This is a genomic window from Pelosinus fermentans JBW45, assembly GCF_000271665.2.
Classification (GTDB): domain Bacteria; phylum Bacillota; class Negativicutes; order DSM-13327; family DSM-13327; genus Pelosinus; species Pelosinus baikalensis.
The window spans coordinates 2,611,659-2,628,977 of record NZ_CP010978.1 but is presented as its reverse complement, the minus strand read 5'-3'; the positions used below and the strand labels follow the sequence as shown (position 1 = coordinate 2,628,977).

17 protein-coding genes and 1 riboswitch are annotated in these 17,319 nt (G+C 36.3%); all 17 genes read left to right on the top strand.

What is annotated here, in order from left to right:
• The first annotated feature begins 38 nt into the window (after positions 1–38).
• The 17 genes from infB (at position 39) to JBW_RS11490 (ending at position 17,310) form a co-directional block, all read left to right on the top strand.
• Positions 39–2,570, top strand: coding sequence for a translation initiation factor IF-2 (infB, locus tag JBW_RS11570; protein WP_007956396.1), 2,532 nt, complete (start codon positions 39–41; stop codon positions 2,568–2,570).
• Positions 2,571–2,585: 15 nt separating this feature from the next.
• Complete coding sequence (rbfA, locus tag JBW_RS11565) at positions 2,586–2,942, top strand: 30S ribosome-binding factor RbfA (RefSeq protein WP_007934215.1); 357 nt, start codon at positions 2,586–2,588, stop codon at positions 2,940–2,942.
• Positions 2,943–2,945: 3 nt separating this feature from the next.
• Positions 2,946–3,899, top strand: a complete 954-nt coding sequence (locus JBW_RS11560; protein ID WP_007956397.1) for a DHH family phosphoesterase — start codon at positions 2,946–2,948, stop codon at positions 3,897–3,899.
• Complete coding sequence (truB, locus tag JBW_RS11555; RefSeq protein WP_007956398.1) at positions 3,896–4,774, top strand: tRNA pseudouridine(55) synthase TruB; 879 nt, start codon at positions 3,896–3,898, stop codon at positions 4,772–4,774. The genes JBW_RS11560 and truB overlap by 4 nt, the downstream gene beginning before the upstream one ends.
• Positions 4,775–4,859: 85 nt before the next feature.
• Positions 4,860–5,795, top strand: coding sequence for a bifunctional riboflavin kinase/FAD synthetase (locus JBW_RS11550; RefSeq protein WP_007956405.1), 936 nt, complete (start codon positions 4,860–4,862; stop codon positions 5,793–5,795).
• Between the two features lie 154 nt (positions 5,796–5,949).
• Positions 5,950–6,216: a 30S ribosomal protein S15 gene (gene rpsO / locus JBW_RS11545; protein ID WP_007934234.1), complete on the top strand. Its 267-nt coding sequence runs from the start codon at positions 5,950–5,952 to the stop codon at positions 6,214–6,216.
• 156 nt (positions 6,217–6,372) lie between these two features.
• Complete coding sequence (locus tag JBW_RS11540) at positions 6,373–8,466, top strand: polyribonucleotide nucleotidyltransferase (RefSeq protein ID WP_007956406.1); 2,094 nt, start codon at positions 6,373–6,375, stop codon at positions 8,464–8,466.
• Positions 8,467–8,581: 115 nt separating this feature from the next.
• A complete protein-coding gene (locus JBW_RS11535; RefSeq protein ID WP_007956407.1) occupies positions 8,582–9,298 on the top strand; it encodes a polysaccharide deacetylase family protein in 717 nt (238 codons plus the stop codon).
• A gap of 114 nt (positions 9,299–9,412) precedes the next feature.
• Entirely contained in the window at positions 9,413–10,648 is a 1,236-nt protein-coding gene (locus JBW_RS11530) for a glycosyl hydrolase family 18 protein (protein WP_007956408.1), read from the top strand.
• 22 nt (positions 10,649–10,670) lie between these two features.
• Positions 10,671–11,540, top strand: coding sequence for an N-acetylmuramoyl-L-alanine amidase family protein (locus JBW_RS11525; protein ID WP_007956409.1), 870 nt, complete (start codon positions 10,671–10,673; stop codon positions 11,538–11,540).
• A gap of 230 nt (positions 11,541–11,770) precedes the next feature.
• Positions 11,771–13,024 carry a M16 family metallopeptidase gene (locus JBW_RS11520; RefSeq protein ID WP_007956410.1) on the top strand — a complete coding sequence of 418 codons (1,254 nt, stop codon included), beginning with the start codon at positions 11,771–11,773 and terminating at the stop codon, positions 13,022–13,024.
• Positions 13,005–13,457 carry a dUTP diphosphatase gene (gene dut / locus JBW_RS11515; RefSeq protein WP_007956411.1) on the top strand — a complete coding sequence of 151 codons (453 nt, stop codon included), beginning with the start codon at positions 13,005–13,007 and terminating at the stop codon, positions 13,455–13,457. Before JBW_RS11520 ends, dut begins: the two co-directional genes overlap by 20 nt.
• Positions 13,458–13,569: 112 nt before the next feature.
• Positions 13,570–13,890, top strand: a complete 321-nt coding sequence (locus tag JBW_RS11510; RefSeq protein WP_007956412.1) for a hypothetical protein — start codon at positions 13,570–13,572, stop codon at positions 13,888–13,890.
• A gap of 4 nt (positions 13,891–13,894) precedes the next feature.
• The gene (locus JBW_RS11505; protein ID WP_007956413.1) at positions 13,895–14,176 is read left to right on the top strand and encodes a YlmC/YmxH family sporulation protein; all 282 of its coding nucleotides are present in this window, start codon (positions 13,895–13,897) and stop codon (positions 14,174–14,176) included.
• Positions 14,177–14,241: 65 nt separating this feature from the next.
• On the top strand, positions 14,242–14,856 hold the full coding sequence (locus tag JBW_RS11500; RefSeq protein ID WP_007956423.1) for a general stress protein: 615 nt from the start codon (positions 14,242–14,244) through the stop codon (positions 14,854–14,856).
• A 103-nt stretch (positions 14,857–14,959) separates the two neighbouring features.
• Positions 14,960–15,137: riboswitch (Lysine riboswitch) on the top strand.
• Positions 15,138–15,300: 163 nt separating this feature from the next.
• A complete protein-coding gene (gene dapB, locus JBW_RS11495; RefSeq protein WP_007956425.1) occupies positions 15,301–16,095 on the top strand; it encodes a 4-hydroxy-tetrahydrodipicolinate reductase in 795 nt (264 codons plus the stop codon).
• A 183-nt stretch (positions 16,096–16,278) separates the two neighbouring features.
• On the top strand, positions 16,279–17,310 hold the full coding sequence (locus tag JBW_RS11490) for an aspartate-semialdehyde dehydrogenase (protein ID WP_007956427.1): 1,032 nt from the start codon (positions 16,279–16,281) through the stop codon (positions 17,308–17,310).
• The last annotated feature ends 9 nt before the right edge of the window (positions 17,311–17,319 follow it).

Sequence of the window (17,319 nt, the reverse complement as noted above, 5' to 3'; positions counted from 1 at the left end):
TACAATTCACTATTGAAAAAGAAAATGGGGGTAGATGAATGTCCAAATATAGAATATATGAATTAGCCAAAGATTTTAATACAACAAGTAAAGTTATTATTGATATTTTAAACCGTAACAATATGGAAGCAAAAAATCATATGAGTAGTGTGGATGATGATGCCAAGAATGTTATTACCCGGACCTTTGCGCATAAAATAACTTCCACACCTACATCAGGAACCTCAACTATTGAAAATAAACCAAGAACTCAAGAACAACCAACGCAAACAACACGTTCTCTTGGAAGCGATGGTAGGCAACAACCGTTGAGTAATAGTGGGGAACAGCGTCCTGCTTCTAATCCTCAACCACAACGTTCTTGGCAAAATCAATCTAACCAAAACAGACCTCAACAAAATCAGCAACGTCCGCCACAGGTGCCTTTCCAAGGGCAACGTCCACCGCAAGCACCTTTCCAAGGACAACGTCCACCACAAAATACCCAGAATCAACAACGTCCACCGCAAGCACCTTTCCAAGGACAACGTCCACCACAAAATACCCAGAATCAACAACGTCCACCGCAGGCACCTTTCCAAGGACAACGTCCACCACAACAAAATTTTCAACCAAGGAATGCAGGAACCCAACAACCTCCTGTACAATCTAGACCTGCTGCTCCTCCTAATAAATTTCAATCAAATAACAACCGCTCTACTAACAATAATAACGCCCAACGAAACCAAGGGGGAGGAAATTTCAATAGACGGCCGCAAGCAAATCGCGGTTTCCAATCCCGTGGTGCCGCACCAGCTGTTAAAATTGAACCACCAAAACCTAAAAGCGTTAAATTAGGTGAGTCTATCACAGTTAAAGAACTGTCGAGCAAATTGTGTCGTGATGTTGGTGAAGTAATCAAAAAACTTATGATGCTTGGTGTTATGGCTACGATAAATCAAGATCTTGATTTTGAAACGGCTTCATTGTTAGCAACAGAATTTGGAGTTGAAGTACTAGAATTACCACCTGAAGAAGACCCTACTGAAATTGCGGAAATTGAAGATGATCCTTCCAGCCTTGTTCTTAGACCACCAGTGGTTACCGTTATGGGACATGTCGATCATGGTAAAACCTCTTTATTAGATTCTATCAGGCAAACACATGTAACTTCTCAAGAAGCTGGTGGAATTACGCAACATATTGGTGCATATAAAGTAACTTGTCAAGGTAAAAAAATTGTTTTTCTCGATACTCCTGGACATGAGGCTTTTACAGCGATGCGAGCTCGCGGAGCACAGGTAACGGATATTGCAATTTTAGTAGTAGCGGCAGATGATGGGGTCATGCCACAAACTATTGAAGCCATCAATCATGCTAAGTCTGCTAATGTTCCCATCATCGTAGCGATTAATAAAATGGATCGTCCTGGTGCGAACCCTGATCGAATCAAGCAACAGCTATCTGATTACGGTCTTGTTGCTGAGGACTGGGGCGGCGAAGCCATCATGGTACCAGTTTCTGCACAGAAGAAAACTGGTATAAATGAGCTTTTGGAAATGATATTATTAGTAGCGGAGATGCAAGAAATTAAAGCAAATCCGAATCGTCAAGCCTATGGTACAATTATTGAAGCAAAGCTTGATAAAGGACGCGGTCCAGTAGCTACTGTATTAGTGCAAAAAGGAACTCTGCATATCGGTGACACTATTATTGCTGGAATTGCCTATGGTAAAGTTCGAGCTATGGTAAATGATCGTGGTGAGAAAGTGAAAAAAGCTGAACCTTCTACTCCTGTAGAGGTACTTGGCTTGGCTGATGTACCACAAGCAGGTGATGTTCTGGTTGCAGTAGATGAAAAAATAGCAAGAGCGGTAGCAGAAAAACGTATTGCTAAACGACGTACAGATGAATTAATGCAATCACAAAAAGTTTCACTTGATGATTTATTTAAACAAATTCAAGATGGAAATATCCAAGATCTTAATATTGTTATTAAAGCCGATGTTCAGGGCTCTGTTGAAGCATTACGTCAGTCATTGCTAGCCTTAAATGCTAATAACAAAGAAGTAAGAGTGAACATTGTGCATGCTGGAGTAGGTGCTATTAATGAATCTGACGTAATGTTAGCTTCTGCTGCTAATGCATTAATTATAGGATTTAATGTTCGTCCAGATGGTAATGCCCGTAAAGCTGGCGAATCTGAAAAGATAGACATTAGACTATATCGTGTCATTTATGAAGCATTACATGATGTGGAAGCTGCTATGACAGGTATGCTGGCACCAGAATACAAAGAAGCACTTCAAGGTCGTGTAGAAATACGTCAGTTGTTTACAATTTCAAAGGTTGTTATTGCTGGTGCTTATGTATTAGAAGGAAAAATACTCAATTCGTCTCAAGTCCGTGTAATCCGTAATGGCATTGTGATTCATGAAGGTGAATTAGAATCCTTACGACGCTTCAAAGATGATGTAAAAGAAGTAGCTGCAGGCTATGAATGTGGTATTACAATTGATAAATTCCGTGATATTAAAGAAGGCGATATCATTGAAGCTTTCACTATGGAAGAAATAAAACCTAAAGGTTAAAGGCGGAGGATATATATGAGCCAGCTCCGAGTTGAAAAAGTTCAGGAGTTTATAAAGCAAGAAATCAGTAAAATTATTTTAACCGAATTAAAAGATCCACGCGTCGGTTTTGCGACTATTACTCAAGTTGAGGCAACTGGTGATTTGCGTAGTGCAAAGATCTATGTTAGCTTAATGGGCAGTGATGAGCAAAAAGCTGATACTTGGAAAGGATTGCAAAGTTCTTTAGGTTACATGCGCAGCGAAATTGGTAAGCGTATTAGAATGAGAATCACTCCTGAATTATCGTTGCACCTTGATGAGTCCTTAGATTATAGCGCTCATATTCAAGAATTATTAATTAAAATCAAGCAGGAAGAGGGCAATCAATAAATTATGGATTTTTCACTTAAGCAGATTGCTGAACTTTTACAAAATAGCAGCACTATTATTATTACTGCTCATGTTCATCCAGATGGTGACTGTTTGGGATCTATGTTGGCGCTAAATGAATATCTTACCGCACGAGGAAAGAGTGTAAAAATGGTGCTTGATGATGAAGTACCTGCATTATATAATTTTCTTCCTGGCTATGAAACGATTGGTAAACCAACAACTAAAGTAATTAGTGCTGATTTATTAGTAGTACTTGATGCAAGTGATATTGAACGTATTGGTAAAGTGAACGAGCATGTAAATGCCCCCATCTTAAATATTGATCATCATATTTCTAATACTAAGTTTGCTGACTTTTGGTATATCAATAGTCAATCAGCAGCAACTGGAGAAATCATTTTAGAATTGCTATACTTATTAAATGCAAAAATGACTCCTACAATAGCAACCTGTTTGTACACTGCTATAGCTACTGACTGTGGTTTTTTCCGTTATGCGAATACATCAGTGCAAACCATGCGTTATGCTGCTGATTTGATGGAATACGGAGCTAATCCAAATTCTATATCAGAATATATGGAAACCAAGCCACTCGAAAGTATTTTAACTTTAGCAAAAGTATTAGAAACTCTTGAACTGCATCATCATGGTAAAATTGCTACGATAACTGTATCACCAGATACTCTTGATAATTTGGATAGTACTGAAGGCTTTATCAATTATCCTCGGATTATTGAAGGTGTTGAAATTGCTATCATGTTTAAAATCATGAATGAAGGTACTATCAGAATTAGTTTCCGTTCAAAAACAGTAGATGTAAGTCGCCTAGCATTTTCCTTTGGCGGTGGTGGACATATACGTGCAGCTGGTTGTGCTATCATAGGTAAAATTGAAGACGTTAAGAAAAGAGTCCTTGATTCTGCCATAAAACAATTAGCAGAGACACTGCTATGACTAGTGGTTTGATAAACGTTCTAAAACCACCTGGCATGACCTCACACGATGTTGTTTCTTTCATTCGCAGAACCTATCATCTAAAGCGTGTAGGTCATGCTGGTACTTTAGATCCCGCAGCGTCGGGTGTTCTGCCAGTTGCATTAGGATTAGCTACACGATTACTTGAGTATATGACAGATACTGATAAAAGTTACCGTGTTGAACTCACTATTGGCTATGAAACGGATACTGGTGATGATACTGGTACGATTCTAAATAATGCTGTTTGCGCTATGCCTGTTAAATCAGAAATTGAAAAGGTATTATCATCATTTATTGGTACGATTGAACAAATTCCTCCTATGTACTCAGCTATAAAAATACAAGGAAAAAAATTATATGAATTAGCAAGGGCCGGTATAACAGTAGAACGCCAGCCACGCATTATTACGATTCATAATATAACTTTATTACATATAGATGACACACGCATCCTATTTGATGTAACCTGCTCCAAAGGAACATATATTCGATCTTTATGTTCTGATATAGGACAAAAAATAAATTGTCCTGTGGTTATGTCTTTTCTAGTGCGTACTCGTGTAGGAGATTTTTCTTTAGAGAATTCTTTTACATTACAAGAAATTGAAAGCAATTCCCCCATTGCTCTTCTACCTCTAGATTATGCTCTTGGATATATGCCTAAGGTAATATTGACTCCAGAAATAGCACAGGCATTTCAATATGGCCAAAGTATTGTAAATTCTACTCTTACTGTTTCTAAACAAACATTCTTGCGAATATATAATCAAGAACATTCATTTATTGGAATCGGGCAAATAAATACTGATGCTGCAGTGATTACGCCAATAAAAGTAATCAAATTAGAATAATCAAAATGAAATCTATCTAAAGAGCTTTCTAATCGAGTTCCATAGATAGATTTTCTGATATTATTGTTATTGTGTGGTGGAATATATGGAAGTATTAAATCAACTGACAACTTTAAAAGATCAGTATCCTAGAATTACAGTCGCCTTAGGAACTTTTGACGGCGTACATATTGGTCATCAAAAAGTAATTTCTCGTTCTGTAGAGTCAGCCAAGCAACTAGATGGAACAAGTGTCGTTTTCACTTTTAGTAATCATCCTTTATCCATTATTGCTCCTGAAAGATGTCCTTTACAAATCATTACTCAAGATGATAAAGTTGAATTAATTGAAAAATTGGGTGTAGATATTTTATTAAATATCCCTTTTACTGCAGAGTTTCTGAAATTATCAGCATCTCAATTTATTCGTTTATTATTAGACCAATTAAATCCAAAGCATATTCTAATCGGTCCAAACTATTTTTTTGGATATAAGCGTTGTGGTACTCCTGAACTTTTACAAAAATCCGGGCTACAATATGGGTTCACAACAGAAATTAACCCCACAGTATACGTAGATGATGTTATGGTTAGCAGTACATTAATTCGCCAAATGATTACAGCAGGTCAAGTGGACCAGGCAGCAACTCTTTTAGGTAGACCAGTAACGCTAAAGGGTAGGGTCATCCACGGTGCTAAGCGAGGTCGCTTATTAGGCTATCCAACAATTAATCTAGGAATTGCCTCAGACCTTGCTGTCCCTCAGAATGGGGTATATGCTGTTGAACTTATTATCCAAGATAATCAATATAATGGGATCGCCAATGTTGGCACGAATCCTACCTTTCATGATATAGGACGTCGTATTGAAGTTCACATTCTGGATTTTTCTGGAGATTTATATGGAGAAGCTGTTACCGTAAGATTCTTGAATCATATTCGAAATGAACAAACCTTCTCCAATTCTGAAGAACTTAAATCACAAATCGCAAAAGACATCATGGCTGCCCAAAAATATTATCAAACTTCTCAGGGAAAATAGTACTTATTATTTACAATTGCATTGATTTATGATAAACTATATTTTGTTGATGATTGACGAAAGTCTTCATTGAAAGTAACCATAGCGAGGATATTCGATTCTCCAACGATTGTCTTGGCTAATGGGGATCATTTATAAAAAGGAGGTGCCCATTTTGTTAACACCAGAATTAAAACAATCTCTGATTGAAAAATACCGTACGCATGAAGCTGATACTGGATCACCAGAAGTGCAAATAGCTATTTTAACTGAACGTATCAACTACTTAACAAATCATTTAAAAGAGCATAAAAAAGACCATCATTCTAGACGCGGTCTTTTAAAAATGGTTGGTCAGCGTAGAGGATTATTGAACTATGTACGCAACAACGATATCGAGCGTTATCGTTCTATTCTTGAGAAATTGAATCTTAGAAAGTAACAAGTGGGGACTTGGCACAAGCCAAGTCTTTTCTTTTTATTGCAAGAAGTATTTTTTTATAGATTAACTGTTAATAATAAAGGAAATACTAAAAAAAATGTCGAAGTGTTAATCTTTGGTAGAGAGAGTAAGGGTTACAGAGGAGGAATGCCATATATGTATAAAATCGAAATGCAACTTGGAGATAGACCCCTGATTATAGAATCAGGCAGAATGGCCAAACAAGCTGGTGGATCAGTGTTCGTCAGATATGGAGATACTGCAGTATTAGTAACTGCTACAGCATCAGCAGAACCAAGGGATGGTATTGATTTTTTCCCACTGACAGTTGATTATGAAGAAAAATTATATTCGGTAGGTAAAATTCCGGGTGGCTTTATTAAACGTGAGGGACGTCCCAGTGAATCCTCTATTCTTGCAAGCCGTTTGATCGATAGACCCATTCGACCATTATTTGCTAGCGGTTTTCGCAATGATGTACAAATCGTAGCGACCGTATTATCAGTCGACCAGGATAATTCACCAGAAATACCTGCGATGATCGGCGCATCATGTGCTTTATCAATTTCAGATATTCCATTTAACGGACCAATTGGCGGCGTCAGAGTTGGTTTGATTAATAATGAATTCATTACGAATCCAACTGTTGAGCAGCAAAAATTAAGTGAACTTAATTTAGTCGTCGCAGGTACAAAAGATGCTGTACTTATGGTAGAAGCCAATGCTAACGAATTAAGCGAAGATACTATCTTACAAGCAATTAGCTTTGGACATGACATCATTCGTAATCTAATTGCTATCCAAGAAAAAATGATTGTTGAAATTGGTAAACCTAAACGTGAAATAAAACTATATGAAATACCTGCTGAGATCAGTAGTGCCATACGTGATTATGCTACAGAAAAACTTACAACGGCAGTTAGAAATTCTGATAAATTAACCCGAGAAGAAAATATAAAACAAGCTAAGAAGCAAGTTGCAGAACATTTCGAGGCTATATATCCTGATAATGGTAAAGACATTCAAAATATGATGCAAAAAATTATTAAAGAAGCAGTTCGTAGAATGATAACTGTTGATAAAATACGTCCAGATGGTCGTCAATTAGAAGAAGTACGACCTATTAGTTGTGACATTGGTTTGTTAGCACGTACACATGGTTCTGCCTTATTTACTCGTGGACAAACCCAAGCATTGACGATCACAACTCTTGGTGCAATGGGAGACGAACAAATACTTGATGGCTTAGGTGTCGAAGAATCGAAACGTTATATGCATCATTATAATTTCCCATCATTTAGCGTTGGTGAAACAAGACCATCAAGAGGACCAGGACGAAGAGAAATTGGTCATGGTGCCTTAGCAGAGCGTGCATTAGTTCCAGTTATTCCTTCAGAAATTGAATTTCCTTATACAATTCGCTTGGTTTCGGAAATTTTAGAATCAAATGGTTCTAGTTCCATGGCTAGTGTCTGCGGCAGTACCTTATCTCTTCTTGATGCAGGTGTACCGATTAAACGCCCAGTATCTGGAGTTGCTATGGGTTTAGTTAAAGAGGGAGAAGATTTTTCTATACTAACTGATATCCAGGGCTTAGAAGATGCATTAGGCGACATGGATTTTAAAGTTGCTGGTACAACATCTGGCATTACAGCCATTCAAATGGATATTAAAATTGCTGGTATTACAGAAGAAATCTTATCTGCAGCGCTTTCTCAAGCTCATCGCGGCAGAATGCACATCATGAGTAAAATTGTAGAAGTGATTCAGGAACCTAGGGCTGAGTTGTCGCCTTTTGCGCCTCGTATTATTACAATGGAAATTCATCCAGATAAGATTCGAGATGTAATTGGACCTGGTGGTAAAACAATTAAAAAAATTATCGAAGAAACTGGTGTTAAAATTGACATTGAAGATGACGGGAAAGTATTTATTGCTGCTGTAGATATGGAAGCAGGACAAAAAGCTGTAAAAATCATTGAAACGCTGGTTAGAGAAGTAGAAGTAGGCAGCTCTTATACGGGCAAAGTTACACGTTTAATGAATTTTGGTGCTTTTGTCGAGATTCTCCCAGGTAAAGAAGGACTTGTCCACATCTCTCAATTAGCTCGTGAACGAGTGGAAAAGGTAGAAGATGTTGTAAAAGTTGGAGACGAAATTCTAGTTAAAGTTACAGAAGTGGATCGCCAAGGACGTATTAACCTTTCACGTAAAGAGCTTTTACCTGTGGAATCTGAAAAAAAAGAATAATATAAATAAAATTTTTTAAACATAAACCACTTGGTTTATGTTTTTTTGTTTCATAAAATCACTTCTTAATTAATAGATTAAATAAAGAATAGTATGAAGTTAGAGGTGATTCCCTTTGAAATGGTGTTTTGTTATTCGAATTCAACAATGGTATGTGCTGTTTTCTGCTGGAGTTTTTTTTGCCATTATTATTTTGTCAGGATTATTGCAACCCATTTTTAATAATACACAACCTGTAAATAAGCCAGTTCCTATCTTTCATGGTAACTCGGCGACACCGAAAGTTGCTTTTGCCTGCAATGTTTTTTGGGGTGAAGAATATCTGCCTGCTATGCTAAGCACCCTTAATGAAAATAATATAAAAATAACATTTTTTATCGGTGGTAGCTGGGGAAAACGATTCCCTGCTATAGTTACAGAACTAGCAACTCAAGGACATGAATTAGGTAATCATACTTACAGTCATCCACACCCGAACACTATCAGTAAAGAGAAAAATAAAGAACAAATATTGCGGACTGAAGAACTGGTGAAAGAGCTTACCACTATAAAAACATCACTATATGCGCCACCCTATGGTGAATATAATGATACTGTATTATCAGCAGCCAACGAACTTGGATATACAACCATTATGTGGAGTATTGACACCATTGACTGGCAGCGTCCTCCAACGGAAATTATCATTAATAGAGTTATGAAAAAGCTACATAATGGAGCAATTATTCTTATCCATCCTACAGAAGTTACAAGCAAAGCTTTATCAGAGTTAATTCAGCAAATTCAAGGAAAAGGTTATACGATATCAACAGTATCTGATATCATTAAATAATAAAACAGGCATATAATTGCCTGTTTTTGTTATTGCTACCTACTTTTATTTGTGTTATCATGTTTACATAACTATGAACAACTTCATATTGTAATACTTCTTGGAGGTTGATACATGAAAAAATATAATCGATCCATCTCATGGCTTCTCATTTTTATGATGGCATTTACATTTATGCTCCCTATAACATCATCAGCATATGCATCTTCCTTTACTGATATGTTACAATCGGCGATTACTGCTAACTCTACCACTCCTAAGGAAGCGCCCTCCGGGAATGGCTTAGTGGACATGCTGCTTGGTATAATGGGAAATTTTTTTGGGGATATACTGACTCTTCCACAAGATATCCAAAAAAAGATTAAATTCCCTTCAGGAATAAATACTAGCTCTCCCAAAGAACTGATCGGCTTTTACGCTGAATGGTGGGCAACTGATACCGCTTCTTTTAATTCCCTGTATAAGAATACCGACGTAATTAAAACGATTGCTCCTTTTTGGGCTACTTTAGAAGAAGATGGTACACTTACAGATCGTGGTGGTAATGACCATGAGTCTGTAATTGATTTTGCTCATAAAAATAATGTATCTGTATTGCTATTAGTAAATAATGCTAAACAACAAGACAGTCAATCACCCATTCATAAGATTTTAGCTACTCCTTCATTACGAGAAAAAGCTATAAATAGTTTAGAATCTTATATAAAAAAATATAAGCTGGACGGTATAAATGTGGACTTCGAAATGGTTGATGCCCAAGATCGAGAGAACCTATCTACTTTTATGCAAGAACTCTCGGCACGTCTTAAACCTCAGGGATACATTATATCAATTGACGTATTCCCTAAACAAGATGAATCAAACGATGTATCAATTGCATATGATTATGCACAATTAGCCAAGTATGCCGATAAGATCATTCTTATGACTTATGATAATCATGGTACTTGGAGTGATGCTGGACCAATCGCTGATGTCGATTGGGTAGAAAAGAATCTAAAATATGCATTGAAATTTATCCCTAAAAATAAACTGTATATTGGACTAGCAGCTTACGGTTATGACTGGTCCAGTAAGGGTGTAGAAAGCCTAGAACATAAGGCTATCACAAAACTGATGCAAGATTTTAATCGTTCTGCTGTATGGGATACTTCTTCTAAATCTCCTCATTTTGATTACACGGATTCAAATGGAATAAAGCACCAAGTTTGGTTTGAAAATAGCGAAAGTCTTAAATATAAAATTGATTTGGTTACCAAGTATGACATCGCTGGTGCTGCAATGTGGAAACTAGGGGAAGAAGATCCTAATGCTTGGAACGTATTAAGAAATGTATTTTCGAAAAAATAACTTACTTTATGGAGGTATTAGAGTGCATAAAAATAAATTATTAACTTATAGTATTTTATGCTTACTTTTAATTAGCATAATAGTACCGATTCCAACAACACATGCTGCCTCCTTTGATTCTGTGGTTAATACTCTTGCAGCTAATACCTTAGAGACAAGCAGTACGCAAACAGGTAATGGATTTTTCCAGCAAATATTCGATTTAGTGTTTAATAAGATTCTGGGACCAGTATTCAATATTTTTGGTGGTAGCAGCAGTACATCCAGTCCATCGAAGAATAATCCTGTTAATGTAAAACCCTTACCACCAACAAATAGTAATACGGCTTTAAAAAATAAGATTATTGTAGTCGACCCTGGACATGGTGGTAGTAACCCTGGGGCAGTCGCCAATAATACGAAAGAAGCTGATAACAATTTATCCGTAGCCTTAAAATTACGTGATAAATTAGTACAAGCTGGTGCTAAAGTAATCATGACTCGTGAAACGGATCGGACAGTTGCGCCTGAAGGCAGCTCTTTGAGTAAAGAGCTGGAGGCTAGAGTTTCTCTGGCTAACTCTAACCAAGCAGATGTATTCGTCAGCATCCATTCCAATTCTAATTCTGATCCTAATATTAAAGGTGCCATGACTTTCTACCCTACGGGAAAATCATCTACACTGGCATCTGCTGTGGAAAATGCTATGGTCGTGCAAACTGGTGCAATTGATAAAGGAACATCTTCTGCTAATTTCCACGTTCTACGTAACACTTCTATGCCAAGTACTTTAGTTGAAATGGGATTCGTATCCAATAAAGAAGAAGCAGCTCAACTAAACAGTGATTCTTATCGTAATAAATTAGCACAGGGGATTTTTACAGGAATTGCAAATTATTTTAATAAGAATTAAAAAATGATATTTTTTATTAATTCTTATGTACAAACTGCTCTAAGATGATGCTTCCTAGAATTGAATAAAAAAATGATTAAATTGTAACTAGTATTCAGATAGTATTTAAACTTTATCTGAGTACTAGTCCTTTTATTCTCTAGTGATTTTCTCGCAAATTCTAAGAATCGTGCAGGAATTATTCGATTACAGCCGGAAGTTAATTATATATTGAGTTAAAGGAGTATTATATGTATTGTAAATCATTATTATCAAATGGTATTCGAGTCGTATCAGAAACTATTCCTTATGTCAAATCCGTTACTCTAGGAATATGGATAGGCACTGGCTCACGTTTTGAAAAAAAATACAATCATGGGATTTCTCACTTTATTGAACATATGGTTTTCAAAGGAACTGAAAATCGTTCTGCCAAGGATATAGCCGAGACAGTCGATGGGGTAGGAGGGCAAATCAATGCATTCACTACTAAAGAACATACTTGTTACTATATAAAAGTCCTTGATACTCATCTAGAATTAGCTCTTGCGATCCTCAGTGATATGCTGCGATCATCCATTTTTACCGAAGAAGATATCAAGCATGAAAAAGAAGTCGTACTAGAAGAAATTTGCATGTATGAAGATACACCTGATGAATTAGTCCACGATCTACATCATAATAATGTTTGGGCCGAGCATGCCTTAGGACATAACATTATTGGAACCACTCCATCTGTTGAAAGCTTTAATAAGAATATAATTCTAGAATACTATCAAAGTTTTTATACTCCTGATAATATTGTTATTGCCGGAGCTGGAAATTTAAGCCATGAACGACTTGAAGCCTTAGTAGAGTACTATTTTGGCAATATGATTGGCCAAAGAAAGTCTCTGAGTTCTACTGCGCCAAACCTAATACCTGCCCAAATTATACAATCTAAAAATATTGAGCAAGTACATATTTGTCTTGGAACTACCAGTGTACCTCAAACATCGCCGGATATCTATACCATGCATATATTAAATACCATAGTAGGTGGTGGTATAAGTTCACGTTTATTTCAATCAATTAGAGAAGAACAGGGGCTCGCCTACTCAATCTATTCTTATCAAACTAACTATAGTGATGCCGGATTATTTACTATTTATGCTGGAACAAGACCTAGTAATACTTCTCAAGTAATAGAACTAATAATCGATAATATAAATACACTAAGAAACGTGGGTATTAATGCTGTTGAACTTGCAAAAACCAAAGAGCAGTTAAAAGGGAGTTTATTATTAAGTCTTGAAAGTTCCAGCAGCCGCATGTTTAGAATCGGTAAAATGGAATTAACATTAAAAAGATTTATCACTCTTGATGAAGTAGTTGCCAAAATTGATAAGGTAACTTTAGAAAATTTACACAATATCATACATACATTATTGATTCCAGATAGGTTTGCTTTTACAGTATTAGGACCAGTAAATGAGGAGATATACAATGCAATTAAGAGGTTTTAAATTTATTTCTAGTTATGAAAAGAATGATATGCGATTACCTACTAGAAAAACCCAATATAGTGCAGGATATGATATAGCTGCAGCTGAAGATGTATTATTAGCCCCAGCTAGTATTACCCTAGTACCGACAGGAATAAAAGCATATATGCAATCAGATGAATATCTTGGCATACATATCCGTTCAGGCTTATCGATTAAAAACAAATTAAGTTTAGTAAATGGTCAAGGTATCATTGATGCTGACTATTTCAATAATAGTGACAATGAAGGGCATATCTTCATTGCAATCTTTAATCATAGCTCCCAGAGCATCCCTATAAATAAAGGGACTAGAATCGCACAAGGAATTTTTTATAAATATTTATTAGCGGATCATGATGAAAATAACTTGTTTATTACTAGAACAGGTGGTTTCGGTAGTACAGGTCAATAATATGTTAAAAAAGTTCTATGGAAAAGTTATGTATACTTTCCATAGAACTTTTTTAACATATTATTGACTTTAAGATCATATTATTAAAGTAGAAGGCATCGGGAGGTTCATCATGTATTCCTGGAGCATTTTACTAGGATTTTCTTTACTATTAGTCTTATCTTTATTGGAACGAATAAAATATTTTCGTCAAACAGATAATGCAGGTGACGTAAAAAGTTCCCCTTTATCATTAGCAATTCAGGAGCTCATCGCAGTTGCTGGCGGTGTATATTTATCATTATTGATGTTAATATCTTTTTTAAAATTAGATGTTCCTCAAAAAATACTGCTTTTTCAAATGTGGATAGACCCAATAGCCTGCATAGCCATTCTATTATCCATTATTCAACCTTTCTTTATAAGACTTTTTTGCAAAAATAATAAGGGGTGATAAAATGCGTTTAAGCAATCTATCCGGAAAGGAAGTTATAAATTTAAGTGATGGAGCTCGCTTAGGAATCATTGAAGAATGTGAGTTAACATTCGACCATAAATCAGGACAAATACTTACAATCGTACTTCCCAAAAAAAATGGATTATTTAGTTTTTTTAATGATATAAAATCTTCTACTATTCCTTGGCAAACAATAAAACGTATTGGCGATGAAGTAATTATTGTCGATATAAATAATGCTTATACTAATTTTAGCCGAGAACGTCATGAAAATACATATTAATGATTATCATGGAGACACTAACGTTAAATTGCATGATATGCATTTAATGTTAGGAGGTTTTACTCATGAAAAATCAAACCAATAATCAAGTATCGAATGAAGGAAATGAAAGTTCACTAGTAAACAGTTATAGTGCAGAAAATGCGAGTGCTACTACTATGGCAGCTCCGCCAGCTAACAACAATACCGCAAATGCACAACAAGCCAATCAAACTGTTATTGGTGTATTTGAATCAAGAGCTAGAGCTGAAAATGCTGTGAACACGCTACGAAAACAAGGCTTTACTACTGAAGAAATTAATATTGTTTCTAAAAAACAAAAGAATCAAGATCAAGATGGAACCTATGATGATGATATTACTGATGGCACATTAACAGGCGGTACTTTAGGTGGAATTGGTGGCTTACTTATGGGAGCAGGAGCCTTAATGCTTCCCGGCATTGGTCCAATTATCGCAGTAGGTCCTATTACTGCTGCTGTAGGAGGAGCAATCGCAGGTGGTATTGCAGGAGGATTGATTGATTGGGGTATTCCTGCCGAAGCAAGCCAACGTTATGAACAAGAAGTTGCCGGTGGGAGTATTCTGGCAATTATCCGCACGGATACAACCAAAGTCAGTTCTGCAGCACAAATCCTACGACAAAATGGTGCTAAAGATGTAGAGAATCATAGTAAATAAAATATATGAATGGAGAAATACCATTTTTTCTCCACTCATATATTGACACCCCTATAGGCACTAGTATACAATGTATGTAATTCAATAGACTTCATCCTGCGCGGGATGGAATAGAGGTGCAGACAACAAGAGTACTTTCAGGGAGATTGGTCTTTATGATCTGAAAGAAAAGGGTTGTTTGCCGAAGTGCAAAAGACGCCAAATCTTTTGTGCTGGTCTTTCATTTAATAGATGTAAGACTGTCACTAGAATTAATCTTCTAGTGGAGTGCTATCTTATCTAAGGCGTGGGAAAACATTTTTATTTGTTTTCTCACCATCCTTATACTGTCTTACCTACTATTGACAGCCGATGAGATTTTACTCATCGGCTATTATTTTTGTCTTCATTATTAACATTCAACACTTTGAATGAATACATTGCTACTATTAGGAGGTGCACAAGATGATTAAAGTGATAGTTTGCGGAGCTTACGGTAAAATGGGGCGTGAAGTACTCAAAGCCATACATAACGATACTCAATTAAGTATCGTAGGTGCTGTGGATACTAAATCTGACTTTGCTGATATTGGTGATTTAATCGGCGCAGGAAAAACAGGTATTTTCGTAGGTAATGATTTGCAAACCGTTATTAACGAAACAAAACCACAAGTAATGGTTGATTTCACAAGGCCAGAAGTAGTATTAAATAATATCCACATCGCCATTAATAATGGAATCTGTCCTGTTGTGGGAACTACTGGTTTATCAGAAGAAAATATAGAAGAGATTAGAAAATTATGCATAGAAACTAAAGTAAATGCATTAATTTCTCCGAATTTTTCAATTGGGGCGATCTTAATGATGAAGCTGGCACAAGATGCCGCCAAATTTTTCCCGCATGTGGAAATTATTGAATTACATCATGATCAAAAACTTGACGCACCATCTGGAACTGCCTTGCATACTGCAGAGCTAATAGCTAAAAAGCGCGGTTTCTTACACCAAGGACACCCTGATGAGTTTGAAAAGCTCGCTGGCGCACGTGGTGGGGACTTCTCAGGTATCAGAATGCATAGCGTTCGTCTTCCTGGCTACGTAGCTCATCAAGAAGTTATTTTTGGTGGACTTGGCCAGACCTTAACGATTCGCCATGATTCTATATCACGAGAGTCGTTTATGCCAGGAGTTTTACTAGCGTGCAAACACGTACTTAATGCAAATGGTCTCGTCTTAGGACTTGAAGAAATTTTGAAATAATCCCTTGTATCCTTAAAATATAGCTTATGAAATATGAATAACCCCAAATAATAGTATAATAATTATTAAATTAATAGCATTTTTTGCACTAAATTAAGCATTATAAGCAAGAATCATAGTAAAAAATATGAATATAATAACAGTATATAGAATCTTATGAGAAAACAAAAGGGAGCGATATATATGAAAAAATATAATGTAGCAATACTCGGAGCTACTGGAGCAGTTGGTCAGGAGTTTTTGGATTTAATCGAAGAGCGTAATTTCCCATATGACAATTTAAAACTGCTTGCCTCCAAACGGTCGGCCGGTAAAATTATTAACTTTATGGGAAAAGATTTCACTGTAGAAGAAGCTACTGACGACTCTTTTAAGAATATAGACATCGCTCTATTTGCTGGTGGATCTGCCAGCACAAAGTTTGCACCTGCTGCAGTAAAATATGGTGCAGTAGTCATTGATAATTCCAGCGCTTTTAGAATGGATCCTGCAGTACCATTAGTTGTGCCAGAAGTGAATCCAGAAGCTATACAACAGCATAAAGGAATTATTGCAAATCCAAATTGTTCTACCATTATAATGGCAATGGCTTTAAAACCACTATATGATCAGGCAAAAATTAAGCGAGTAGTGGTATCCACATATCAAGCAGTCTCTGGTGCTGGTAAAGAAGCTATTGATGAATTAGATAACCAGGTGCAAGCGATTGTTGAAAATCGTCCTGTAGAAGCCAATATTTTACCAAGTTCCAGCTTACCAAAACATTACCAGATTGCCTTTAATGTCATTCCACACATTGATGTATTTGTGGAAGGTGATTACACTAAAGAAGAAATGAAAATGGTACATGAAACACATAAAATATTCAATGATTATACAATGGGAATTACAGCAACTACTGTAAGAGTGCCTATTTATCGTAGCCATTCAGAGTCAATCAATATAGAATTTGAAAAAGAAGTCTCAGTTGATCAAGCAAAAGAACTTTTGGCTGCATTCCCCGGGGTCATTTTACAAGATAATCCTGCAGAAATGTTGTATCCAATGCCATTATTCACTTCAAACCAAAATGAAGTCTTTGTTGGTAGAATTAGAAAAGATAATTCCATTCAAAATGCCCTTAATTTATGGGTTGTCGGCGATCAAATACGTAAAGGTGCTGCTTTAAATGCTTTACAAATTGCCGAGTATATGATTGAGCATAACTTAATTTGAGGTGTAAAC